Here is a 23,525-nt window from a genome sequence, read left to right on the forward strand (position 1 = left end):
AAGAATTATTGACAAAGCTTTTCACTTTCGCCGCGCCCTCGGTCATTTTCGGGTCATCCCAATCGCCCCCCGGGGCGCAGGCAAGGACGAAGATGATGAGCTACACCGAAGACATGGCACAGGCTGGCCGACTCATCCGCGATCAGGACGGTCGCTGGGACGCGATCGCCGCCGAAAACGTTGCCCGCATGCGCGCCCAGAACAAGTTCAAGACCGGCGTCGATATCGCCCGTTATACGGCGCGGATCATGCGCGCAGACATGGCCGCTTATGACGCCGACCCCGCGAATTACACCCAGTCGCTCGGCTGCTGGCATGGCTTCATCGCGCAGCAGAAGATGATCTCGATCAAGAAGCACTTCGGGACCACGAAACAGCGCTACATCTATCTCTCGGGCTGGATGATCGCCGCCCTGCGCAGCGAGTTCGGCCCCCTGCCCGACCAGTCGATGCACGAAAAGACCAGCGTTCCGGCGCTGATCGAAGAAATCTACACCTTCCTGCGCCAGGCCGACGCCCGAGAACTCGGCGGCCTGTTCCGCGATCTCGACGCGGCCCGCGCCGCCGGGGATGAGGTAAAGGCAAAGCAGATCCAGCACGCGATCGACAATCACGAAACCCATGTCGTGCCGATCATCGCCGACATCGACGCCGGTTTCGGCAACGCCGAGGCGACCTATTTGCTTGCCAAGAAGATGATCGAGGCCGGCGCCTGCGCGCTGCAGATCGAAAATCAGGTGTCGGACGAAAAGCAGTGCGGCCACCAGGACGGCAAGGTCACGGTTCCACACGAGGATTTCCTGCAAAAGATCCGCGCGCTTCGCTATGCCTTCATGGAGATGGGGGTCGAGGACGGCATCATCGTCGCGCGCACCGACAGCCTGGGCGCGGGCCTGACCAAGCAGATCGCCTTCAGCCGCGAACCCGGCGACCTTGGCGACCAGTATAACAGCTTCCTCGATTGCGAAGACGTGAGCGGCGCGGGCAATCCCGGCGACGTGCTCATCAACCGCGATGGCAAGCTGGTGCGACCGAAGCGCCTGCCCTCGAACCTCTATCAGTTCCGTTCGGGAACGGGCGAGGATCGCTGCGTCCTCGACTGCATCACCAGCCTGCAGAACGGCGCCGACCTGATCTGGATCGAAACCGAAAAGCCGCACATCGAACAGATTGCGGGCATGGTCGACCGCATCCGCGAAGTCGTCCCCAATGCGAAGCTGGCCTATAATAATTCGCCGAGTTTCAACTGGACGCTGAATTTCCGCCAGCAGGTGTTCGACGCCTGGGAAAAGGCCGGAAAGGACGTCAGCGCCTATGACCGTGCCAAGTTGATGAGCGTTGATTATGACGCCAGCGACCTTGCGGCCGAAGCCGACGACCGCATCCGCAGCTTCCAGCGCGACGCCGCAAAGCGGGCGGGCATCTTCCATCACCTGATCACCCTGCCGACCTATCACACCGCTGCCTTGTCGACCGACAATCTGGCGAAGGAATATTTCGGCGAGGAAGCGATGCTGGGCTATGTCAAGAACGTCCAGCGCGCCGAAATCCGCCAAGGCATCGCCTGCGTGAAGCACCAGAATATGTCGGGCAGCGATATCGGCGACGACCACAAGGAATATTTCGCCGGCGAAGCCGCGCTGAAGGCCGCGGGCAAGGACAATACGATGAACCAGTTCGCCGCTTAAGGAGCTCGGCGCGGAGCTTTGCGACCCGCTCCGCGCCAACCGATCTTTCCTGGGGAGGAAAGCCTGCCCGCCGAGTGTCCGAAAGGACGTTCGGCGGGCATTTTTTTGGGAACCTAAAGCAGCTCAACCCGTCTAGAAGGCTTGCCACCGCATCGCCGCCATGCATTATGGTGCGACGCACAACGATAATCCCTCTCCCCCAATGGTCGCAAGAGAATGAACGATACCCGCCTTAAACTGATGGAAGCCATCGCCCGACGACGCACCGTGACGGCACTTTACAACGGCAATGTCATGGAACTTGCCCCGCACCTGATGTTCGAACGCCACGGACATCTGTTCGTCAGCGCGCTGAACCTCAGCAAGAACTGGCGGTCGGACGAGGACAAGCGCCTTGGCCATTTCAAGCTCGACGGGCTCGCGGTATCCGAACTGCGCGAAGAGGAATTCACGCCGCTGCCAAGCTATGCCGCCGCGGCCCCCAACGCAGAAGACACGTTGGTCTTCGCCATCTGATCAAAAAAAGGGGCGGACCGTCATGGCCCGCCCTTTCCTGTTTCACGCTCAGGAGGCCGCCGCCTGATCGTCGCCGCGGGTCTTGACGAGCGACCAGATGATGCCGCCCGCTATCAGGCCGAAGGTCACGCCCAAGCTGAGCAGCGGCGGGAATTTTTCGGCGCCCAGGACGAAATCGGCGACGAAGATCTTCGATCCGATGAACACCAGCACCAGCGCCAGCGCATATTTCAGATAGTGGAAACGGTGCACCATCGCGGCGAGCGCGAAGTAGAGCGCGCGCAGGCCCAGGATCGCCATGATATTCGACGTATAGACGATGAAGCTGTCGGTGGTGATCGCCAGGATCGCCGGCACGCTGTCGACCGCGAACACCAGGTCGGCAAGATTGATGACGACCAGCGCCAGGAACAGCGGCGTCGCCGCGAGCACCAGCTTGCCCGTCTTGGCATCCGGGGTCCGCACGAAGAACTTCTCCCCGTGCAGTTCGTGCGTGATCGGAATGTGGCGCGACAGCCATTTGACGACCGGATTGCCCGCGACATCCATGGGCTTTTCGCCCGCGAACAACATCTTGATGCCCGTAAACACCAGGAAGGCCGCAAAAATGTAGAGAACCCAGCCATATTCGCTGACCAGCGCGACGCCGCCCGCGATCATCAGGCCGCGCAGCACGATCACCGCGATAATGCCCCACAGCAGCGCGCGATACTGAAAGCGCGGCGGGATGGCGAAGGTCGCAAAGATCAACGAAATCACAAAGATATTGTCGATCGACAGCGCCTTTTCGATGAAAAAGCCCGTATAATATTGAATACCGGCCTCGCCGCCCTTTTCCGCCCAGATCCAGGCGCCGAAAGCGAGCGCGATACCGATGTACAGCGCGGAAAGCTTCAAGCTCTCCGCTATGCCCATTTCCTTGTTTTCCTTGTTCAATATACCAAGGTCAAAGGCGGTGAGCGCCGCGACCAGCGCCATGAACGCCAGCCAGAACCAGACCGGCGTACCCAGCCAGTCAGCGAACAGAAATTCCATGATCATGCCCTAACATGCGAAAGGACGCGCCGCCCGTGGCGACGCGCCCGATTTTTACCCTATACGCTGTTGTCAGCCAAGCGCCGGACGGCGCATCAACACCGACAGGCGGTCGCGCACGGCAAGCTTCAGCTTCTTGAGCCGGAGTACCCGATACGGGTCTGTACCGCGCCGCCGCGCTTCACGGCGAACCGCTTCGTCGAGCCGACGATGCAGCAGGGTCAGACGATAAACGTGGGCATTCAAAGACATATGGCCTCCTGATTGAGCGTACTCAAAACAGGTGACTCCGATGCCGGGACCCAAAAGGTGGGAGGGGTAAGGCCGCCAGTGCATCGGTGTCACCCGATGCGGTCCGACATCACGAAGGCAGGAAATTCCTGCCAACGCCAGAGGGGCCCGGCCCGCATATCCTTTATCTAGGTCACGGCATCGCGCCGTGCAAGGGGGTGTCTCCACCCCCGGTAGCAATTATCCCCTTGGCATCAGCTTGAGCGTCATCGCCGTCAGCGCTTCGGTCGCGGTTGCGATCACCGTATCCGCCTCCGGCGCCCAGAAGGGCGAATGAAGGCTGGGCAGCGCGCGGCCTTCTTTCTTCGCCGCCTCAAACTCGGCATGCGGGACGCCGCCGACCCAGATGATCAGGCTCTTGATGTCCTTGTCCTCGCGCCCGAACCGGCCGAAATCCTCGCCGCCCATCACCGGCGGAAGCTGGACCACCCGCCGATCGCCGAAACGCCCTTTCAGATAGGCCGCCATATCTTCGGTAAAGCCGGGCGTGTTGAAGGTCGCGGGCGTATATTCGTTGCGATTGACGGTGACGACCGGCATCCGCTCGTCGGGAATCCCCGCCGCAATCGCCTCTCCTTTCGCGATGCGCGCGATGCCATCGAGCAGATGGTCGCGCACTTCGTCGGTATAGCTGCGCACCGTCAGTTGCAGGCGCGCCTCGTCGGGGATGATGTTATGCTTCGCGCCGGCATGGAAGCTGCCGACCGTGACGACCGCACTGTCGAGCGGGCTGATCTCGCGCGATACCAGCGTTTGAAGCGAAGTGACGATGCGGCTCGCCAGCACGATCGGATCCTTGGTCGTCTGGGGATAGGCGCCATGCCCGCCCGTGCCCTTTACCAATATGTCGACGCTGTCGACATTGGCGAGCGCATAGCCGGGGGTATAGCCGATCATTCCTGCCGGAAACTGCGCCGCGTCGTGAAATGCCAGCACATATTCCGGCTTCGGAAAACGCTTGAACAATCCGTCTTCCAGCATCATGCGCGCGCCCGCACCGCGCTCTTCGGCCGGCTGCCCGATCATGATCAGCGTTCCCGACCATTGCGCCTTGTTCGCGGCCATCAACCGCGCCACCCCGACCCAGGCGGTCATATGCGTGTCATGGCCGCAGGCATGCATCACGCCGGTTTCGACGCCTTCCTGCGTCGTAACGCGCACCTTGGATGCGATCGGCAACCCCGTCTGCTCCGTCACCGGCAGACCGTCCATGTCGGCACGCACCATCACCACAGGCCCCGGACCATTTTCCATGATCGCGACAATGCCGGTGCCGCCGACCTTTTCGGTCACCTTGAACCCCAGCTTGCGCGCCTCGGCCGCCAGCACACCGGCCGAGCGCACCTCCATGAAGCTCAGTTCCGGATTGGCGTGCAGATCCTTGTAGATTTCCATCAGCGACGGCATGTCCTTTTCGACCTGCTCGCCGATCGTCTGCGCCGTCGCGGGAACCGCCATAGCGTGCACCATCATCAGCGCGCCCGCGCCGGTCCACAGATTTCGCATCGTCACGTCCTTCACAATTCCAGAATATTCGGTCGCGGCCGCGCTCAGGCAGCCGGGACCAGTTCGATCACGTCCAGCAGCGATTCATAGGCCGGAGCAGGAAGCACCAGGCGCCAGCGATTGTCATCGATCCGCTCGATCAACCCCGCCATGTCGCGCATCCGGTCGCTGCCGTAGTTCACGGGCATTTTTTCATCGCCCAGTTCCAGCGTCCCCAGGAATATCTGTCGTTTCAGATCATCGGGAAAGATCAGTCCGATCGGCCGCTGCGATCCGGTCAGCTTGGTCAGGCTGTACAGCCCCTGTTCGGCCGACACCCGGCACTGGAACCAGCCATAAGCGATATAGCCCAGCGTCCCGCGCCCCTGTGACCCGACCTTGATCGTGCGACAGCGATAATCGCCCGCGGGCAGATGCGGATTGGGAAGCGCCGCCATCGGTTGCAGCAACGCCCCTTCGTTCTGGATGTCCGCGCCGTGCCCCCGGGCACGCGCATCGGCCAGCGCAGCCTGCCAGCTGGCATACCAGCCGCGAATGCGCGCCTTGTCCTGGTCCGTCGCGGTTCCCCGCCACGTTCCCGCAGCCGGCGCGTCGGCCGCCGACGGCGGCAAAGACGGGAGGGTCTGGCACCCGCCCAGCCCAGCCGCCGCAGCAAAAATCAATAAATTGCGTCCCCACATTTTCCGCCTCTCCCGGTCCGGTTGTCCGTTAACCTTAGGGGCGCAGCGAAATTTGCTCAAGGGCCACAGTGACCTATGCGGCGGTCCAGCCGCCATCGACACTCAGATTGGCACCCGTGATATTGGCCGCCTCGTTGCGCGCCAAGAACAGCACCAGCGCCGCAACCTGTTCGACGGTGACGAATTGCTTGGTCGGTTGTCCGGCAAGCAGGACGTCGTTGATCACCTGTTCGCGGGTCAGTCCGCGCGCCTTCATCGTATCGGGAATCTGGTTCTCGACGAGCGGCGTCCAGACATAGCCGGGGCTGACGCAATTCACCGTAATCCCCGCGCTCGCGACCTCGAGCGCCACGGACTTGGTGAGCCCGGCAAGCCCGTGCTTCGCGGCGACATAGGCCGATTTGAACGGCGAGGCGACGAGCGAATGCGCCGATGCCGTACCGATGATCCGTCCCCACCCCTTCCGGCGCATCGCGGGAACCGCGTGACGGATGGTGTGAAAGGCCGAGCTCAGATTGAGCGCCAGGATCAGGTCCCATTTTTCGGGCGGAAAATCTTCGACCGGCGACACAAATTGCGTGCCCGCATTGTTCACCAATATGTCGACCCCGCCCATGTCAGCCTCTGCCCGGGCGAACATGTCGGCAATTGCCTCGGGCTGAGTCAGGTCGGCGCCGTCATAGGCGGCTTTTGCGCCGCTCGCCTGCTCCAACGCGGCGCGTTCGGCCTCGATGGCGTCGGCGTCACCGAAGCCATTGATGATCACATTCGCCCCTTCGGCCGCAAATGCCTTGGCAATGCCGAGCCCGATGCCCGACGTCGATCCGGTGACAAGAGCGGTCTTTCCTTGGAGAAACATGCGAACTTCCTTTCGGCATTGGCCAGAGTGTTAGGAGCGAAATGTTACGAGATATCGGGATCGGCCTTGGGCTGCAGCGCGTCCGAATGCACGGCAAAACTTTCCGATCGTCCTTCCGCAATGCTTTCGGCCAGCAAATGACCGTCCTTCATCGCGGCTTCGACCGCCGCCCGGCCCATCGACCAGTTGACCTCCATCGTCGCGCGGGAAAATTCGAAATCCCGCGCGCCCGTCTGCCATTTGGGCGGTTCGTGGATCAGCTGGACGACGTTCAGAGCCTTTCGGTCGATCAACCTGCGCACGGCCTTTACCTCGGCCAGTTCGTCGAACTCCGGTGGCAGCTTGGCCAGCATCCGGTGGATCAGCCGATGTTCCTTGCGCCGCCGGACCAACCCGTCGGATATGCGGCGCGTACGACTGGAATAGCGTATATCCTTTTCACGCGACCACGCCTCCTCCAGATCGTGCGGCCGGTCGCCGCGCGCCGGAAACAGATCAACCTGAAAGACCAGCATGTCATCCCGCGCCGCTTCGACCACATGTTCGAGCGGCGTGTTCGACACCAGCCCGCCGTCCCAATACCAATGCCCGTCAATCTCGACCGGCGGCAGACCGGGCGGCAAGGCGCCCGAAGCCAGGATATGCCGAACATCGATCCGCTCGTTCTGCGTATCGAAATAGTGGAAATTTCCCGTTTCGACCGCCACGGCCCCCACCGACAGCCGTACCTTGCCGCTGTTCAGCCGATCCCAGTCGACGAGCCGATCGAGGGTCTGGATCAGCGGCGCGGTGTCGTAAAGGCTGACCGCGGCGGGCGTCTGGCGCGGCGCGAAAGCGGGGGGCGGCCATCGCGGCGTAAAAAAACCGGGAACGCCGAAGGTCGCCACCTGTGCCGCAGCCCCCAGGTGTCGCCATTCCCGGAACAGGTCATTGTCGGGCGATGGCAGCGCGGGAAGCGCCGATGACACACCATTCCAGAAATCGCGCATTCTGGCCACGGCGCGGTCACGCTCGTTCCCCGCGATGATGGCGGCATTGATCGCGCCGATCGAAATCCCGGCCACCCAATCCAGTTCGATACCGCGTTCGATCAAGGCTTCATACACCCCGGCCTGATAGGCCCCGAGCGCTCCGCCGCCCTGCAGGACGAGCACGACCAGTTCCGGGACCGGCAAGGCGGATTTGGCAGCGCGACGCGGCATGGGACTCGAAACCTGCCCTTTCGATTGCAAGCAATGGTCGCAATATTTGTGCACCGCAACACCACGCGATGCAAGCGCGCCGGGAGCCAAGCCCCCTTCCAATTGCCCGATGCTGCTGCCACAACGAGGCGACGACAGCCCCTTGACCGTGGGAGAAACAGGATGCGCCTCGACGATTATGATCCCGGCGACGACATTCGCGACCTCGGCCGCGGCGGCGGTGGCTTTGGCGGCGGTGGAGGCGGCGGCGGGCTCGGCAATCTTCTGTTTGCGTTTCTTCCCATGCTGCTGGGTCGCAAGATGGGCTGCGGAACGATATTGATCCTCGGCGCGCTCGCCTTCCTGTTCTTCGGCGGTGGAATGCAGATGTTCACCGGCGGCGGCGGAACCGCCGACCCGATGGCCGACAGCCGCGGGGCGCAAGGCGTTGCTTGCGACACCCAGGCCGAACGCTTTGCCTGCAACGTCTTCGGTTCGACACACACGGTGTGGGGCGGGCTGATCAACGGCTATCAGAAGCCCCGGCTCAACTTCTTCACCGAACGAAACGAATCAAAATGCGGCGCCGCGCAGGCCGCGATGGGCCCCTTCTATTGCCCTGCCGACCAGGGCGTCTATCTCGACACCAGCTTCTTTCGCGAGCTTGAACAGAAATTCGGCGCGGCGGGCGATGCCGCGCAGGCCTATGTCGTCGCGCATGAAGTCGGCCACCATATCCAGACGATCTCCGGCATTTCGGATCAGGTGCGCCGCGCCCAGGCGCGCAGCTCGCAGGCGGAGGGCAATGCGCTCCAGGTCCGCATGGAACTTCAGGCGGATTGCTATGCCGGGGTGTGGGCTGCCCGCGCGCGCAACCGCGCGGGTCAGCCGGTCATGGAAGCGGGCGACATGGAAGAAGCGATGCGCGCCGCCAATGCGATCGGGGACGACACGCTGATGCGCTCGGCCGGGCAGCGGCCGGTACCCGAAAGCTTCACCCATGGGACGAGCGAACAACGGATGAGCTGGCTGCGCCGCGGCCTGCAGACCGGAGACCCGCGCCAGTGCGACAGCTTCGCCGCGGCCATCTGACCGCCGCACTGGCGACGGCGTTGCTGGCGGCACCCGCAGCGGCGCAGACGATCTATGTCGAGACCGGGCGGCTGATCGACGGCGTCTCCAGCACGGTGCGCACGGGCCAATGCATCCGTATCGAGGCGGAGCGTATCGCGTCGGTCGCGCCGTGCGGCGCCATGCCCGCGGGCGCTACACGGATCGACTGGTCCGCCTATACCGTCCTGCCCGGGCTGATCGACCTTCACACCCATCTCGCCGACCTCGGCCAGAGCGCCGATCTGGCGGCGCCGATGAAGGCCTCTCCCGCCGAAACCGCGCTGGTCGGCGCCCGTAACGCGCGTGTCACGCTCGACGCCGGTTTCACGAGCGTCCGCGATGTCGGCACCTATCGCGGGCTTACCGACGTCACGCTGCGCAACGCGATCGAGCGCGGCGACGTGCCGGGCCCGCGCATGTGGGTCGCCGGCGCTTACCTGACGATCCCGAAGGGCGGCGGCGAACTCAACGGCGTCGTCCCGAACGAGCAATTGCCCGCCGACATGCGACTCGGCGTCGCGGCGTCGCCCGAAGAGGCGGCGGCAAAGACGACCTACCTGCTCGACCATGGCGCCGACTTCATCAAGACGATCGCGACCGGCGCGGTGCTTGCGATCGGCACCGAACCCGGCGCGCCCGAGCTCAGCGAGGCGCAGCTGCGCGCGATCGTGAAAGTCGCCCATGCGCGCGGCAAGCGCGTGACCGCCCACGCCCACGGCGCGCAGGGGATCAAGAATGCGATCGCCGCCGGGGTCGACAGCATCGAACATGCCAGCCTCGCCGACGATGAGGCGCTGCAAATGGCAAAGGCGCACGGCACCTGGCTTGCGATGGATATTTATAACGGCGATTACATCGACGAAATCGGGACCAGCAAAGGCTGGCCCGCCGAATATCTGCGCAAGAACCGCGACACGACCGCGGCGCAGCGGCAGGCTTTTCGCCGTGCGGTGGAGCTGGGCGTCAACATCGGGTTCGCGACAGACGCCGGCGTCTATCCGCACGGGCTCAACGCCCGGCAATTCGCCTATATGGTCCGGTACGGCATGACGCCGATGCAGGCGATCCAGTCGGCCACCGGCCGTGCGGCCGAGGAAATGGGACGCAGCGACATCGGCGCGATCGTTCCCGGCCGTTATGCCGATCTGGTCGCGGTCCGCGCCGATCCGCTTGCCGACATTCGCGCGCTCGAAGCGATCGACCATGTCATGAAGGGCGGCGTGCTGGTCCGTTAAGCAGCGCTTGCGTCCGTGTCCGGCCTTGCTAAACCCCTTTCATGCGTAACCATCTGCTCTGCAGCGCGATCGCGCTGACCGCCGCCCTTTCCGTCCCGGCCTATGCCCGGCCGATGACCGAAACCGATCTCGCGACGCTGAACCGCGTCGCCGCGCCGACCGCCTCGGCCGACGGACGCTGGGTCGCCTATCAGATGACCGAGACCGCGCCGGACAGCTTCAAGCGCTCAACCGGCCTCTGGCTGATCGACCGCCATGCAAAGGATGGCGCACCGGTGCGGATTGCCGACACACCGGGCAAGAATGAAAGCGACCCCGCCTTCGGCCCCGATGGTCAGCTTTATTTCCTGTCAGCGGCATCGGGCAGCAGCCAGCTGTGGCGCGTCGATCCCAAGGGCGGCGATGCGGTGCAAGTCACCGATACCAAGGCCGACATCGGCGGTTTCAAGATTTCGCCCGATGGCAAGCGCCTGCTCGCGTGGGGCGACATTCCCCGTGAATGCACGGACTTCGGTTGCGACGCGAAAGACAAGGGCGAGGCCCCCGGCCCCGGCACCGGCCGCCTGTACAAGGATGGCGCCGGTTTCGTGCGCCATTGGGACAGCTGGGAAACCCCCGGCACCTATAGCCGCCCGTTCGTTTTCAATCTGGAAGGTGGAAAGGCGACGGCCGCGCGCCCGATCGATGCCACGCTGGTCGGCGACACGCCGTCGAAACCCTTTGGCGGCGGCGAGGAGCTGGCCTGGGGGCCCGACAGCCGCACCATCTATTTCACGCTGCGCAAGGCCGACAGGGACGAGCCGACCTCGACCAATCTCGACATCTACAGCGTCCTTGTCGATGCGCGCATGCCCCCTGCGAACCTGACCGAGGGGAACAAGGCGACCGACACCCTGCCCGCTCCGTCGCCCGACGGCAAATGGCTGGCCTATGCCGCGATGGCGCGCCCGACCTATGAAGCCGACCGCCAGGTGCTGATGCTGCGCAATCTCGACACGGGCGAGACGAAGAAACTGACCGACGCCTGGGATCGTTCGGTCGGCTCGATCGCCTGGGCACCCGACGGCAAGTCGCTCTATGTCACCGCGCAGGACGTGCTCGACCATCCGGTGTTTCGCGTCGATGCCAGGACCGGCAAGGTCGAAAGGCTGAAGGCAACGGCCGAGCAATGGGAAGGCAATATCGGCAGCGTCACCCCGCTGCCCGGCGGCGCGCTGCTCTATTCGCGCAACAGCATTGCCGTGCCCACCGATCTGTGGCTGCGCGATGCCAAGGGCAAGGTCACGCGCCTTACCGACGTCAACCGCGCCCAGCTGGCGGAAATCGACCCGGTAAAGGTCGAGCGGCTGCGCTTCGCGGGCGCCAACGGCGACACGGTATGGGGCCAGATCGTCAAGCCCGCCAACGCCACCGGCAAATTGCCGGTCACCTTCCTGGTCCATGGCGGGCCACAATCCAGCTTTGGCAACGGCTGGTCGACGCGCTGGAACCCGCGCCTATTCTCCGCCCCCGGCTACGCGGCGGTGACGATCGATTTCCACGGCTCCTCGGGCTATGGCCAGGCCTTTACCGATAGCATCAACAAGGATTGGGGCGGCAAGCCGCTCGAAGATCTGAAGCTGGGCCTCGCCGCCGCCGGCGCGCAGGACGCGCAGCTCGATACCGCCAACGCCTGTGCGCTCGGCGGTTCCTATGGCGGCTATATGATGAACTGGATCGCGGGCAATTGGAACGATGGCTTCAAATGCCTGGTGAACCATGCCGGTGTCTTCGACCTGCGCGCCATGGCGTTCGAAACCGAGGAGCTGTGGTTCGACGAATGGGACCATGGTGGCCCATGGTGGACCCGCCGCGACGCGGAAAAATGGAATCCGGTGAACCATGTCACCAACTGGAAAACACCGATGCTGGTGATCCACGGCGAAAAGGATTTCCGTATCCCCTATAGCCAGAGCCTCGCCGCCTTCACCGCGCTCCAGCGCCAGGGGATCGAGGGCGAGTTGCTGGTCTTTCCCGATGAAAACCACTGGATTCTCAAGGGCCAGAACAGCGTGCAATGGTATCAGACCGTGTTCGGCTGGCTGAACAAGCATCTCAAGAAATAGACCCGCCGCCGCGCGAGGGGAAGCCCGGCGACAGTCGGGGCCCAGAGGTTGCGACCAGATATTGTGATGGAAGGGGCAGGCCCAAAGGCGGATCGGCCCCTTCCTGTCCCATCCAAGCCCGGCGCGATCGAAACATCCGATTATCGGTTCGCACACGCACGCTGACGGCAACGCGGGCCATCTCCCCCCTTGCCGCGCCGCACCATGGCTGGCAAAGCGCGGCCGCTATGCCAATGGAAAAAACCTTCGATCCCGCCGCCATCGAGGCAAAATGGGCCCATGAATGGGAAAGCCGCGGACTCTTTCGTCCCGCGCGCCCCGACGCGCAGCCTTTCACCATCGTCAACCCGCCGCCCAACGTCACCGGCGCGCTGCACATCGGCCACGCGCTCGACAATACGTTGCAGGACATACTCGTCCGCTACGAACGGCTGCGCGGCAAGGATGCGCTGTGGGTGGTCGGCATGGACCATGCCGGCATCGCGACCCAGATGGTGGTCGAGCGCCAGCTCAACCAGCAGCAGCAAAAGCGCACCGATTTCACCCGCGAAGCCTTCATCGACAAGGTCTGGGAATGGAAGGCCGAAAGCGGCGGCCAGATCACCGGGCAACTCCGCCGCCTGGGCTGTTCGATGGACTGGAGCCGCGAACAGTTCACGATGGACCCGCATTTCACCCGCGCGGTGGTCAAGGTGTTTGTCGACCTGCATAAGAAGGGCCTGATCTATCGCGACAAAAGGCTGGTGAACTGGGACCCCGGCCTCAAGACCGCGATTTCGGACCTGGAGGTCGAAACGGTCGAGGTTCAGGGCAAATTCTGGCACTTCCGCTACCCCCTCGCCGACGGCGCGCGAACCGCCGACGGCAAGGATTATATCGTCGTTGCGACGACGCGCCCCGAAACGATGCTGGCCGATATGGCGGTCGCGGTGAACGCGAGCGACGAACGCTATGCCAGCCTGATCGCGGCAGCGGCGAAAGTCGTGCTGCCGATCACCGGCCGCGTCGTTCCGATCGTCACCGACGACCATGCCGATCCTGAACTCGGTTCGGGCGCGGTGAAGATCACCCCGGGACATGATTTCAACGACTTCGAAGTCGGCAAGCGCGCGGGCTTCAAACCAGCCGACATGCTCAACATGTTCGACGCGGACGCCAATGTCGTCCAGACGCGCGACGGAATGATCCCCGCCGAGTTCATCGGCCTGCACCGCTTCGCCGACGATGGCGTCGATGGCGCGCGCGAGTTGGTGATCGAGCGGATGAAGGAAGGCGGCTATCTGATCCCGCACATCGACAAGGACGGCGGCGAACATGACGCCGAACCGCGCACCATCCAGACCCCGTTCGGCGACCGTTCGAACAAGATCATCGAACCCTGGCTGACCGACCAATGGTATGTCGATGCCGAAACGCTGGCGCAGCCGCCGATACAGGCGGTGCGCGACGGGCGGATCAACATCGTCCCCAAGACGTGGGAAAAGACCTTTTTCAACTGGATGGAGAATATCCAGCCCTGGTGCGTCTCGCGCCAGCTTTGGTGGGGACACCAGATACCGGCATGGTATGCCGATGACGGCCGGATATTCGTTGCCGAAACCGAAGATGAGGCACGGGCCGAAGCTGGCGAAGGCGTGCCCCTTACCCGCGACCCCGACGTCCTCGACACCTGGTTCTCTTCTGCCCTTTGGCCCTTCGCAACGCTCGGCTGGCCTGAGAGCACCGAACTTCTCCAGCGCCATTATCCCAACGACGTCCTCATCTCGGGCTTCGACATCCTCTTCTTCTGGGACGCGCGCATGGCGATGCAGGGGATGGAGTTCATGGGTGACGTGCCGTGGAAGACGCTTTATCTCCACGGCCTCGTCCGCGCGCCCGACGGTTCGAAAATGTCGAAGTCGAAGGGCAATGTCGTCGACCCGCTCGGCCTGATCGACCAGTACGGCGCCGACGCGCTGCGCTTTTTCATGAGCGCGATGGAAAGCCAGGGCCGCGACATCAAGATGGATGACGCGCGCCTCGCCGGATACCGCAATTTCGCGACCAAGCTGTGGAACGCGGCGCGCTTTTGCGAAGCCAATGGCATTTCGGCCTCGACCAGCCTCGAAGCACCGGCGGCGACGCTGCCGGTCAACCGCTGGATCATCGGCGAAGTCGCCGCGACCGTGGCCGCGATCGACAAGGCCTTTGCCGCCTATCGCTTCGACGATGCCGCCAATGCGATCTACAGCTTTGCCTGGGATCGTTTCTGCGACTGGTATCTCGAACTCATCAAGGGCAGCATCGACGAGGAGACGAAAGCGGTTGCCGGCTGGGTGCTCGACCAGATTCTGGTCATGCTTCACCCCTTCATGCCCTTTATCACCGAAGAGCTGTGGACGGGCCTTGGCGACCGCGCCGGATATCCGCTGATCACCGCGATGTGGCCCGCGCCGGCAGCCGACAAGGATGCTGATGCCAGCGCCGCCATCGACTGGCTGATCAAGCTGGTCAGCGAGCTGCGCGGCGCAAAGGCCGAACTCGGCCTGCCGCCGGGCGCACGCCTGACCGCCCATTTCCCCGCAGCGCTTCAGGAACGGGCCGCCAAGCTGGGCGCCCAGCTCGACCGCCTCGCCCGCCTCGAGGCCGTGCGTTTCGACCCCGCCCCGGCGGGGGCTTCGGCTCAGCTTGTCGTCGAAGGTGAAACGATCACCGTGCCGCTGGAGGGAGTGATCGACATTGCCGCCGAACGCGAGCGGCTGACCAAGGCGCTCGCCGCCGCGGCCAAGGAACGCGACAGCCTCGCCGGCCGCCTCGCCAACCCGGCCTTCGTCGAGCGCGCGAAGCCCGAAGCGGTAGAAAAGGCACGCGCCGACCATGATGCCAAGGCGGCCGAGGCGGAACGCCTGACCACCGCGCTTTCTCGACTGGGGTGAAGGACCACACGTCCGTGACGCCGTCGCCCGTCGGGGCGGCGGCCGATCCGGCTGCGGGACCGGTGCCGCCGCGGCAAACCGCGCGAAACGGCGGTCGAATGGACCTGACCGACGGCCCGATCGCCCGAACACTGATCCTGTTCGCCCTGCCGACCCTGGCGTCGAATGTCCTCCAGACGATATCGGGGTCGGTCAACTCGATCTGGGTCGGACATTTTCTGGGCGAAAGCGCGCTGGCCGCGACGGCCAATGCCAACATCATCATGTTCCTGATGTTCGCGACCTTTTTCGGCTTTGGAATGGCTGCGACAGTCCTGATCGGCCAGTCCATCGGCCGCGGCGACGTCGATGCGGCGCGCCGCGCGACCGGCGGTATCGTCGGCATGGCGCTGATCTTCTCCCTCGTCATCGCCATTGCCGGCTGGTTCGGCTCCGACGCATTGTTGCGCCTGCTCAAAACACCCGACGAGGCGTTCGGCCTGGCCCACGATTATTTGCGCGTGATCTTCATCGCCGTGCCTGCAAGCATGGCGATGGTCACGCTGATGATGGCGTCGCGCGGGGCAGGCGATGCCGTGACCCCGCTGCGCTTCATGATCCTGTCGGTGGCGATCGATATCGTCCTGAACCCGATCCTGATCCTGGGCCTCGGCCCCGTCCCGCGCCTCGGCATCGCCGGAAGCGCGCTCGCGACCGCGATCGCAGGGACCGTAAGCCTCGCCGCGATGATGGGCTGGTTCTATGCCCGTGACCATGTCTTGCGCCTGCGCGGGGCAGAACTCGCCTATCTGCTGCCCAAATGGAGCGAATTGCGGTTCATTGTCACCAAGGGCGTGCCCATGGGCGCACAGATGCTGGTCATATCCAGCGCCGGGCTCGTCATGGTCGGACTGGTCAATCGCGAAGGCCTCGTCACCTCCGCCGCCTATGCGGCGACGCTGCAGCTCTGGAGCTATATTCAAATGCCCGCGCTTGCCGTCGGCGCGGCGGTCAGTGCCATGGCCGCACAGAATATCGGCGCCGCGCGCTGGGATCGCGTCGGCACCGTCACCAACAGCGGCATCGCCATCAATCTGGCGATGACCGGAGTGCTCATCACCCTGTTGCTGCTGTTCGACCGCGCGGCGTTGTCGCTCTTTCTCGACAAGGAGAGCCCGGCGATCGAGGTCGCGCGCCATATCCAGCACATCGCCAGCTGGACCTTCCTTCCTTTCGGAACCACGATCGTCCTCATCGGGACGCTGCGCGCCAACGGTTCGGTCATTCCGCCGCTGATCATCCTCGCGCTGTCGATGTTTCCGATCCGTCTCGGCCTCTATTACGCAAGCTACCCTGTGCTCGGCGGCGACGCCATCTGGTGGAGTTTCCTTGCCTCCTCCTTCTGCGCCCTGATCATGGCGTGGGCCATCTATCGGCGCGGACACTGGCGCCGAAGGATGGATCAGCCGGGATGATGCCGCAACCTTTCGACCAAAGCGCGGGCGCCTTCGACTGGCGACCGCCGCAACGCTGGCCTTTTCCCAAGGTTTGGCGCTAGAGCAAGCTCAATGACCATGACTCCAGGCAAGGCCGCGCTGCGCGATCAGCGTGCGAAGATGTTGGCCGCTGCGCCGGGTTGGCGGGCATCCGATGCCCGTGTCAATCCGCGCGTTGCGATCGGTTCGATCATCGCCATGTGGTTGATCTACTTCCTGACGACAACGGGGCTCGCCCTGTTGACCGGCGCGCCCGATCAATGGGACTTTGTCGGGCGCCGCGCGTTGGTCGTGATCGCCGGCATCCTGTGCACATTTGTTCTCTACCAACTCGTTCAGCGGGTCCAGCCGCAGAGCTTTCGTGCGCGTTTGGCCGTGGCGATGGGCGCGGCAGTGCCGCTGGTCGTCATCTACGCCTGCATCAACCTGCTGGTGTTCTTTTACTGGTTTCCCGCCGCCGACACGTCGAAGGTCATCGACGAGGTTCAGGCCAAATTCCCGATCGCATGGGAACTGGTCCTGGTTATCGACAGTTCGATCCGCTGGTATTTCTTTTTCGCCGTATGGGCCGCGCTGTATGTCGCGCTCGGCTATGCCAACGAAATGCGGGCGGTCGAACGGCGCGCCAATCATTTTCGGCTGGAAGCGAAGAATGCGCAGCTGCGTGCGCTTCATTACCAGGTCAATCCGCATTTCCTGTTCAATACGCTGAACTCGCTTTCAACGCTCGTCATGCGCGGGTCAAAGAATGAGGCAGAGGCGATGATCATGAACCTCTCCTCCTTCCTGCGTTCCAGCCTGGCCATCGATCCCGAGCAACTCGTCAGCCTGGACGAAGAAATCGCACTCCAGCGCCTCTATCTCGATATCGAGCAGGCCCGTTTCCCCGATCGCCTGCAGGTAGAGGTCGATGTTCCGGAGGAACTGGGCCACGCCTGTGTTCCGGTCCTGATCCTGCAACCGATCATCGAGAATGCGATCAAATATGGCGTCGGCCCCAGCAAAGGGAAGATTGCGATCCGGCTGACCGCCGCAAATGAATATGGCGTGCTGGTGATCCGCGTCGAGAACGACATTGATGCAAAGGCCCCGACGCCCGCGGCTGGAACCGGACTGGGACTCGGCAATGTCCGCGAACGGCTGTTGACGCGCTATGGTCCATCGGCAGGATGCGAATGGGGCCGGAGCGATACCGGCGGCTTTTTCGTGTCGCTTTGGTTGCCCATGGCTCGGGAGGGGTGCTGACCATGATACAAAGCTTGCGTACATTGATCGTCGATGACGAACCGCTCGCGATCGAACGACTGCAGATTTTGGCCGGACAGCAGGACGGGATTTCGCTTGTCGGAACCGCCAGCGATGGTGCTTCGGCGCTGCGCATGGTCGAGGCGCTGGCCCCTGACCTGTTGCTGTGCGACATCGCGATGCCCGACCTCAACGGGCTCGATGTCGCGGCCGCGCTCGACAAGCATGACAACCCGCCCGCCGTGGTGTTCGTCACCGCGTTCGACCAATATGCGGTCGCCGCCTTTGACGTCGCTGCGGTCGATTATCTGCTGAAGCCGGTATCGCCCGACCGCCTGGCCCGCGCGATCGCCAAGGTGCGCGAATGGCGCAGCACGGAACGCGCGCACTCCGCCAAGAGTCAGTGGATCAACGAATTTTGGGTTCAGAACCGTGGCGAGATGCTGCGGATCGATGCGGGCCAGGTCGACCTGATCGAGGCGGAGCGTGATTACATGCGCCTGCATGTCGGGGGACGAAGCTGGCTGATCCACCAAACGATCAAATCGTTGGAAGCCCGAATGGACCCAGAGCGCTTCATGCGGATCCACCGGTCCAAGATGATCCGCCGCGACGGTATCGTCGGGCTAAAGCATCATGGGGATGGTGCGTGGAGTGTGGACCTTGGCGAAGGCGGCATTCACCGCATCGGACGCACCTATTTGCACGATGTAAAGGCGATCATGCACGGGGCATGATCGCCTTCCCGGCCGGTTCTTACCGGTCCAATTCGTTCAATGTGCGGCAACGCTGCCGTCATTGCGGCTGACCAGATGCGCGCCCTTTCCGCCGAGAATGGCGGCAAGCCGCGTTTCGATGCCGCGCATCGCCACTTTTCGGCATTCACGATGCTCTGCCATCTGCCGCGCGTCTCGATAATCCTCGATCCGGCACACGTTGCGCACCGCACGATTGATCCGTTGGTCAAGCTGCGCACGGCCTTCGGCCGTAGAAAGATTGAGATCGCCATAGGGTACCTCGACACTTTGACCGACGTTTTCGTCGGCAAGCGCGGGAGCTGCGGCACCGGCGACAGCGAGCGATGCGGCCGCCAGAATGAAGGAAAATTTCGCCATGGGGGAGTCCTCTCTTGTCACTGGATGCGGGACAGAAGATCCGGACCGGGGAGACCGCAATCTCCTGCCCCGCATCCTTGTTATGTGCGCCGCCCCGTCCGATTTCACTTCAGCTTCGACGGGGCCAGCCGGCTGGTCGATTGGAACGACGAACGGCGTTGCGGCATCGACCAATGGCCAAATGATGAGCCAAAGGTTGCGACAGGCGCATCAAAACGCTGATTTTCCAGTATGAGAGGGCTGGGCGCGGCTTTTCCCGACAGCGCTGACGGCGACGGTAGCTTGCGAAATCAGGAGGAGTTGCTCGCGGGCACCGACGACGAACGGCCGTGCAAGGATGAGCGCCCGCGACTGGAGGCCCTCCGCCCCCCGAAAGGAAGAGAGGGCCCCGACGACGGAGAAGAAGAGAATAGCGCGGGCTAGATCGCCTGCGGCGCGATCACATCGCCTATTGCGGCTGCGGAGGGTTTTGGGGCGATGCCTTTTCCCGTTCCCATTTCATGCGTTCCTCGGCCGACATCGCCGCGATGCGCGCCTTTTCGGCTTCATAGGCGGCGGTTTCGTCCGCAAAGACCTTTTGATCATGCGCGACCTGCTGCTTCGCCGCCGACACCTCCTGTTGGTAGGTGACATTGTCCGCACGCGCCCTTTGCGCCTGTTCGGCATTGAGTTTAGCGGTGTTCGAGCGTTCCTGCGGCGTCGTTCCATCTGGTAGTTTCCTGTCCTGCGCCGCCGCGGGACCAGGCGACGCCGGTTGGGCCTGATCAGGCTGGGCCGGGGCGGGAGCGGGAGCAGCCGAAACCGGCGCCGTCGCGGCGACTGCGAAGGCCGCCATCGCCGGCCAGATCAACGGTGTCATCATGCATCTCCTTTTCGAACAAGCAGAGTCCATTGCCCCGGAAAACGCACCGCCGCCCCCTGGCGTTCCCGACAGGCAGACCTGCCCCCGAACGTCACGGCACATTGCCCCACATTTCGGCGCATTGCAGCACGAGGCCGCCGCCCCTATCTTCACACTTAATCTTCAAAAGCGACCGATGCGCCCCCTTGCGCACCAAGAACAAATCTGGAACACACCTCTCCCATGAGTCTCACCCATATTTCGGTGCGCGGCGCGCGCGAGCATAATCTGAAGGGCGTCGACGTCGATCTGCCGCGCGACAGCCTGATCGTCATCACCGGCCTGTCGGGCAGCGGAAAATCCAGCCTGGCGTTCGACACCATCTATGCCGAAGGGCAGCGCCGCTATGTCGAGAGCCTGTCGGCCTATGCCCGCCAGTTCCTGGAGATGATGCAAAAGCCCGATGTCGAACATATCGACGGCCTGTCGCCGGCGATCAGCATCGAACAGAAGACGACCAGCCGCAACCCGCGCTCGACCGTCGCGACCGTCACCGAAATCTATGACTATATGCGCCTTTTGTGGGCGCGCGTCGGCATCCCCTATTCGCCCGCGACCGGCGAACCGATCAGCGCCCAGACCGTCAGCCAGATGGTCGACCGCGTGATGCAATTGCCCGAAGGCACCCGCGCCTATCTGCTCGCCCCGGTCGTGCGCGGCCGCAAGGGCGAGTATAGGAAGGAACTGGCACAGTGGCAGAAAGAGGGTTTCACCCGCGTCCGCATCGACGGCGAATTTTACGAGATCGAGGACGCCCCGGCGCTCGACAAGAAGTATAAGCATGACATCGAGGTTGTCGTCGATCGCATTGTCGTGCGCGACGGTATCGAAACGCGGCTCGCCGACAGTTTCGAAACCGCGCTGAAGCTGGCCGAGGGGCTGACCTATATCGACCTTGCCGACGGCACGGTGCCGGGCCGCGAAGAAGAGGAAAGCGGCAGCGCGCAGGAACAGAAGATGAAGGGCGCGGGCATCCCCGCGAACCGCATCATCTTTTCCGAAAAATTCGCCTGCCCCGTTTCGGGCTTCACGATCGCCGAGATCGAACCGCGGCTGTTCAGTTTCAACGCACCGCAGGGTGCCTGCCCCGCGTGCGACGGGCTTGGCGAGCGGCTGGAGTTCGACCCCGATCTGGTCGTCCCCAATCATGCGCTCAGCCTGAAAAAGGGCGCGGTGGTGCCGTGGGCGAAATCGAACCCGCCCTCGCCCTATTATATGCAAGTGCTGGAAAGCCTGGGCAAAGCCTATGACTTCGGGCTCGACACGCCGTGGCAGGCCCTGCCCGGCGCGGTGCAGCAGATCATCCTCCACGGCACCGGCGGAATGCCCGTCGAGCTGACCTTCAAGGACGGCAAGCGCAGCTATACCACCCACAAGGCGTTCGAAGGCGTCATCGGCAACCTCAATCGCCGCATGTTGCAGACCGAAAGCGCCTGGATGCGCGAGGAGCTGGGCAAGTATCAGACCGCCCAGCCGTGCGAAACCTGCCACGGCGCCCGGCTGCGCCCCGAGCCGCTGGCGGTCAAGATCGCGGGCGAGGACATCAGCCTGTCGGCGCAGCGGTCGGTCGCCGACGCGCTCGACTGGTTCAGCACGCTCGAGGACAAGCTCGGCGAACAGCAGCGCCAGATCGCCAAGGCGATACTGAAGGAAATCAACGAGCGGCTGGGTTTCCTCAACAATGTGGGGCTCGATTACCTCAACCTCAATCGCACCTCGGGCACGCTGTCGGGCGGCGAAAGCCAGCGTATCCGGCTTGCCAGCCAGATCGGCAGCGGCCTGTCGGGCGTGCTCTATGTGCTCGACGAACCGTCTATCGGCCTTCACCAGCGCGACAATGACCGGCTGCTCGCGACGCTGAGGCGGCTGCGCGACCTTGGCAATACGGTGATCGTCGTCGAGCATGACGAGGACGCGATCCGCACCGCCGATCATATTGTCGACATGGGGCCCGGCGCGGGGGTTCATGGCGGCGAGATCGTCGCGCAGGGCACGCTGAAACAGGTGCTGGCAAGCAAGAAAAGCCTGACCGCCGCCTATCTGACCGGCGCCAAGCAGATCGCGGTGCCCGCGCACCGCCGCCCCGGCAACGGGTTCGACCTGGTGCTGACCGGCGCGCGCGCGAACAATCTTGCCAATGTCACCGCGACGATCCCGCTCGGCACCTTTACCTGCGTCACCGGCCTGTCGGGGTCGGGCAAGTCGAGCCTGGTCATCGACACGCTTTATGCCAGCGCGGCGCGCACGCTGAACGGCGCGCGGCTGGTCGCGGGGCCGCACGACCGACTGACCGGCCTCGAACATTGCGACAAGGTGATCGACATCGACCAGTCGCCGATCGGCCGCACCCCGCGGTCGAACCCCGCGACCTATACCGGCGCCTTCACCGTCATCCGCGACTGGTTCGCCGGGCTGCCCGAGGCGCAGGCGCGCGGATACAAGCCGGGGCGGTTCAGCTTCAATGTCAAGGGCGGGCGGTGCGAAACCTGTACCGGCGACGGCCTGATCAAGATCGAGATGCACTTCCTGCCCGACGTCTATGTGACGTGCGAGACCTGCCACGGCAAACGCTATAACCGCGAAACGCTGGAGGTGAAGTTCAAGGGGATGAGCATCGCCGACGTGCTCGACATGACGGTCGAGGATGCGGCGGAGTTTTTCAAGGCGGTGCCGGCGATCCGCGACAAGATGGCGATGCTGGTCCGCGTCGGGCTTGGCTATATCAAGGTCGGGCAACAGGCGACGACGCTGTCGGGCGGCGAGGCGCAGCGGGTAAAGCTGGCCAAGGAGTTATCGCGGCGTTCGACCGGGCAGACGCTCTATATCCTCGACGAGCCGACGACGGGCTTGCATTTCGAGGATGTTCGAAAGCTGCTGGAGGTGTTGCAGGCGCTGGTCGATCAGGGCAATAGCGTGGTGGTGATCGAACATAATCTCGACGTCATCAAGACCGCCGACTGGATCATCGACATGGGCCCCGAAGGCGGGGTCAAGGGCGGCGAAGTCGTCGCGGCGGGGACGCCGGAGGATGTGGTCCAGGAACCGCGCAGCTTTACCGGGCAATATCTGGCGCCGTTGCTGGGGAAATAGGGCCGAACGCCCCCCATGCTTTCTTCACCGTCACCCCGGACTTGATCCGGGGCCCCGCTTTTCAAGGTCGTTTAGCGGGACCCCGGATCAAGTCCGGGGTGACGAGAGTGGGGAAGACCGCAACGCGCGGAACCGCCCCCTACCCCATCAACGTCGCGGTTATATCCTCGGCGGCATGGATGCGGATCACCGGCGGCGCCGGCGACAGCGCGCGCATCTCGGCAACGAAGGCGCGCGCGGTGGGCAGCGCGAAATGGGCGCGCACCGCATCGACGCCCTCCCACTCCTCGACGAACACCAGCCGGTCGGGGTTTTCGACATCGATGTGGCAATGATGCGCCAGACACCCCGGCTCGCCGCGCGACCGCGCGCTATGCTCGGCGCCGAGCGCGATCATACGCCCGCGATGCTCGGGGGTGAGGACGACGTGGCCGGTTATGAGGATCATTTCAGTAAACTGGATCACGTCACGAAAGGGCGCAAGGCCAGCATGGCGCATTTCTTGCTCGCCAGCGAGTCATGGCGCCGGAACATGCTCCATGACACTTCCATGACGGTCTCTGTCACAAACACGT

19 protein-coding genes are annotated in these 23,525 nt (G+C 63.6%); 10 read left to right on the forward strand and 9 right to left on the reverse strand.

The window, feature by feature from the left end:
* Nucleotides 1-95 precede the first annotated feature (95 nt).
* Both U0S50_RS04380 and U0S50_RS04385 read left to right on the forward strand, forming a co-directional pair.
* Nucleotides 96-1,688: an isocitrate lyase gene (locus tag U0S50_RS04380; RefSeq protein ID WP_322307844.1), complete on the forward strand. Its 1,593-nt coding sequence runs from the start codon at nucleotides 96-98 to the stop codon at nucleotides 1,686-1,688.
* 216 nt (nucleotides 1,689-1,904) lie between these two features.
* Nucleotides 1,905-2,204, forward strand: a complete 300-nt coding sequence (locus tag U0S50_RS04385) for a hypothetical protein (RefSeq protein ID WP_322307541.1) — start codon at nucleotides 1,905-1,907, stop codon at nucleotides 2,202-2,204.
* A gap of 48 nt (nucleotides 2,205-2,252) precedes the next feature.
* Here U0S50_RS04385 and U0S50_RS04390 read toward each other — a convergent pair whose 3' ends face one another.
* The 6 genes from U0S50_RS04390 to U0S50_RS04415 all read right to left on the reverse strand — a co-directional run bounded on the left by U0S50_RS04390 (nucleotide 2,253) and on the right by U0S50_RS04415 (nucleotide 7,777).
* Nucleotides 2,253-3,239 carry a TerC family protein gene (locus U0S50_RS04390; protein ID WP_322307542.1) on the reverse strand — a complete coding sequence of 329 codons (987 nt, stop codon included), beginning with the start codon at nucleotides 3,237-3,239 and terminating at the stop codon, nucleotides 2,253-2,255.
* A gap of 72 nt (nucleotides 3,240-3,311) precedes the next feature.
* Entirely contained in the window at nucleotides 3,312-3,491 is a 180-nt protein-coding gene (locus tag U0S50_RS04395) for a DUF465 domain-containing protein (protein WP_322307543.1), read from the reverse strand.
* Between the two features lie 219 nt (nucleotides 3,492-3,710).
* Complete coding sequence (locus U0S50_RS04400; RefSeq protein ID WP_322307544.1) at nucleotides 3,711-5,036, reverse strand: amidohydrolase; 1,326 nt, start codon at nucleotides 5,034-5,036, stop codon at nucleotides 3,711-3,713.
* Between the two features lie 44 nt (nucleotides 5,037-5,080).
* On the reverse strand, nucleotides 5,081-5,716 hold the full coding sequence (locus tag U0S50_RS04405; protein ID WP_322307545.1) for a DUF4893 domain-containing protein: 636 nt from the start codon (nucleotides 5,714-5,716) through the stop codon (nucleotides 5,081-5,083).
* A gap of 73 nt (nucleotides 5,717-5,789) precedes the next feature.
* Nucleotides 5,790-6,575: a 3-hydroxybutyrate dehydrogenase gene (locus U0S50_RS04410; protein ID WP_322307546.1), complete on the reverse strand. Its 786-nt coding sequence runs from the start codon at nucleotides 6,573-6,575 to the stop codon at nucleotides 5,790-5,792.
* A gap of 44 nt (nucleotides 6,576-6,619) precedes the next feature.
* Nucleotides 6,620-7,777, reverse strand: a complete 1,158-nt coding sequence (locus U0S50_RS04415) for a patatin-like phospholipase family protein (protein ID WP_322307547.1) — start codon at nucleotides 7,775-7,777, stop codon at nucleotides 6,620-6,622.
* Nucleotides 7,778-7,939: 162 nt separating this feature from the next.
* On the opposite strand from U0S50_RS04415, the gene U0S50_RS04420 reads away from it, so the two are divergent.
* From U0S50_RS04420 to U0S50_RS04450, 7 genes are all read left to right on the forward strand, one after another.
* Nucleotides 7,940-8,848, forward strand: coding sequence for a neutral zinc metallopeptidase (locus tag U0S50_RS04420; RefSeq protein ID WP_322307548.1), 909 nt, complete (start codon nucleotides 7,940-7,942; stop codon nucleotides 8,846-8,848).
* On the forward strand, nucleotides 8,821-10,104 hold the full coding sequence (locus U0S50_RS04425; RefSeq protein ID WP_322307549.1) for an amidohydrolase family protein: 1,284 nt from the start codon (nucleotides 8,821-8,823) through the stop codon (nucleotides 10,102-10,104). Before U0S50_RS04420 ends, U0S50_RS04425 begins: the two co-directional genes overlap by 28 nt.
* Nucleotides 10,105-10,145: 41 nt before the next feature.
* Nucleotides 10,146-12,209, forward strand: a complete 2,064-nt coding sequence (locus U0S50_RS04430; RefSeq protein WP_322307550.1) for a S9 family peptidase — start codon at nucleotides 10,146-10,148, stop codon at nucleotides 12,207-12,209.
* A 227-nt stretch (nucleotides 12,210-12,436) separates the two neighbouring features.
* Entirely contained in the window at nucleotides 12,437-15,124 is a 2,688-nt protein-coding gene (locus U0S50_RS04435; protein WP_322307551.1) for a valine--tRNA ligase, read from the forward strand.
* Between the two features lie 98 nt (nucleotides 15,125-15,222).
* On the forward strand, nucleotides 15,223-16,578 hold the full coding sequence (locus U0S50_RS04440; protein ID WP_416194959.1) for an MATE family efflux transporter: 1,356 nt from the start codon (nucleotides 15,223-15,225) through the stop codon (nucleotides 16,576-16,578).
* 93 nt (nucleotides 16,579-16,671) lie between these two features.
* Nucleotides 16,672-17,844, forward strand: a complete 1,173-nt coding sequence (locus tag U0S50_RS04445; RefSeq protein WP_322307553.1) for a sensor histidine kinase — start codon at nucleotides 16,672-16,674, stop codon at nucleotides 17,842-17,844.
* 2 nt (nucleotides 17,845-17,846) lie between these two features.
* Nucleotides 17,847-18,581, forward strand: a complete 735-nt coding sequence (locus tag U0S50_RS04450; RefSeq protein ID WP_322307554.1) for a LytTR family DNA-binding domain-containing protein — start codon at nucleotides 17,847-17,849, stop codon at nucleotides 18,579-18,581.
* Nucleotides 18,582-18,617: 36 nt separating this feature from the next.
* Here the strand turns inward: U0S50_RS04450 and U0S50_RS04455 are convergent, their stop codons facing one another.
* Nucleotides 18,618-18,959, reverse strand: a complete 342-nt coding sequence (locus tag U0S50_RS04455; protein WP_322307555.1) for a UrcA family protein — start codon at nucleotides 18,957-18,959, stop codon at nucleotides 18,618-18,620.
* A gap of 448 nt (nucleotides 18,960-19,407) precedes the next feature.
* Entirely contained in the window at nucleotides 19,408-19,821 is a 414-nt protein-coding gene (locus U0S50_RS04460; protein ID WP_322307556.1) for a hypothetical protein, read from the reverse strand.
* A 222-nt stretch (nucleotides 19,822-20,043) separates the two neighbouring features.
* Here U0S50_RS04460 and uvrA point away from each other — a divergent pair, with 222 nt between their 5' ends.
* Nucleotides 20,044-22,950 (forward strand): excinuclease ABC subunit UvrA, encoded by a 2,907-nt coding sequence (uvrA, locus tag U0S50_RS04465; RefSeq protein WP_322307557.1) that lies wholly within the window; start codon nucleotides 20,044-20,046, stop codon nucleotides 22,948-22,950.
* A gap of 139 nt (nucleotides 22,951-23,089) precedes the next feature.
* Here the strand turns inward: uvrA and U0S50_RS04470 are convergent, their stop codons facing one another.
* The gene (locus tag U0S50_RS04470; RefSeq protein WP_322307558.1) at nucleotides 23,090-23,449 is read right to left on the reverse strand and encodes a putative quinol monooxygenase; all 360 of its coding nucleotides are present in this window, start codon (nucleotides 23,447-23,449) and stop codon (nucleotides 23,090-23,092) included.
* Nucleotides 23,450-23,525: the final 76 nt, after the last annotated feature.

The organism is Sphingopyxis sp., from assembly GCF_034380315.1.
Classification (GTDB): domain Bacteria; phylum Pseudomonadota; class Alphaproteobacteria; order Sphingomonadales; family Sphingomonadaceae; genus Sphingopyxis.

Excerpts from the sequence above, each read along its gene's own strand:
- U0S50_RS04380 (WP_322307844.1), top strand. The coding sequence starts at position 96 with ATGAGCTACACCGAAGACATGGCACAGGCTGGCCGACTCATCCGCGAT.
- U0S50_RS04385 (WP_322307541.1), top strand. The coding sequence starts at position 1,905 with ATGAACGATACCCGCCTTAAACTGATGGAAGCCATCGCCCGACGACGC.
- U0S50_RS04390 (WP_322307542.1), bottom strand. The coding sequence starts at position 3,239 with ATGGAATTTCTGTTCGCTGACTGGCTGGGTACGCCGGTCTGGTTCTGG.
- U0S50_RS04395 (WP_322307543.1), bottom strand. The coding sequence starts at position 3,491 with ATGTCTTTGAATGCCCACGTTTATCGTCTGACCCTGCTGCATCGTCGG.
- U0S50_RS04400 (WP_322307544.1), bottom strand. The coding sequence starts at position 5,036 with ATGCGAAATCTGTGGACCGGCGCGGGCGCGCTGATGATGGTGCACGCT.
- U0S50_RS04405 (WP_322307545.1), bottom strand. The coding sequence starts at position 5,716 with ATGTGGGGACGCAATTTATTGATTTTTGCTGCGGCGGCTGGGCTGGGC.
- U0S50_RS04410 (WP_322307546.1), bottom strand. The coding sequence starts at position 6,575 with ATGTTTCTCCAAGGAAAGACCGCTCTTGTCACCGGATCGACGTCGGGC.
- U0S50_RS04415 (WP_322307547.1), bottom strand. The coding sequence starts at position 7,777 with ATGCCGCGTCGCGCTGCCAAATCCGCCTTGCCGGTCCCGGAACTGGTC.
- U0S50_RS04420 (WP_322307548.1), top strand. The coding sequence starts at position 7,940 with ATGCGCCTCGACGATTATGATCCCGGCGACGACATTCGCGACCTCGGC.
- U0S50_RS04430 (WP_322307550.1), top strand. The coding sequence starts at position 10,146 with ATGCGTAACCATCTGCTCTGCAGCGCGATCGCGCTGACCGCCGCCCTT.
- U0S50_RS04435 (WP_322307551.1), top strand. The coding sequence starts at position 12,437 with ATGCCAATGGAAAAAACCTTCGATCCCGCCGCCATCGAGGCAAAATGG.
- U0S50_RS04440 (WP_416194959.1), top strand. The coding sequence starts at position 15,223 with ATGGACCTGACCGACGGCCCGATCGCCCGAACACTGATCCTGTTCGCC.
- U0S50_RS04445 (WP_322307553.1), top strand. The coding sequence starts at position 16,672 with ATGACCATGACTCCAGGCAAGGCCGCGCTGCGCGATCAGCGTGCGAAG.
- U0S50_RS04450 (WP_322307554.1), top strand. The coding sequence starts at position 17,847 with ATGATACAAAGCTTGCGTACATTGATCGTCGATGACGAACCGCTCGCG.
- U0S50_RS04455 (WP_322307555.1), bottom strand. The coding sequence starts at position 18,959 with ATGGCGAAATTTTCCTTCATTCTGGCGGCCGCATCGCTCGCTGTCGCC.
- U0S50_RS04460 (WP_322307556.1), bottom strand. The coding sequence starts at position 19,821 with ATGATGACACCGTTGATCTGGCCGGCGATGGCGGCCTTCGCAGTCGCC.
- uvrA (WP_322307557.1), top strand. The coding sequence starts at position 20,044 with ATGAGTCTCACCCATATTTCGGTGCGCGGCGCGCGCGAGCATAATCTG.
- U0S50_RS04470 (WP_322307558.1), bottom strand. The coding sequence starts at position 23,449 with ATGCGCCATGCTGGCCTTGCGCCCTTTCGTGACGTGATCCAGTTTACT.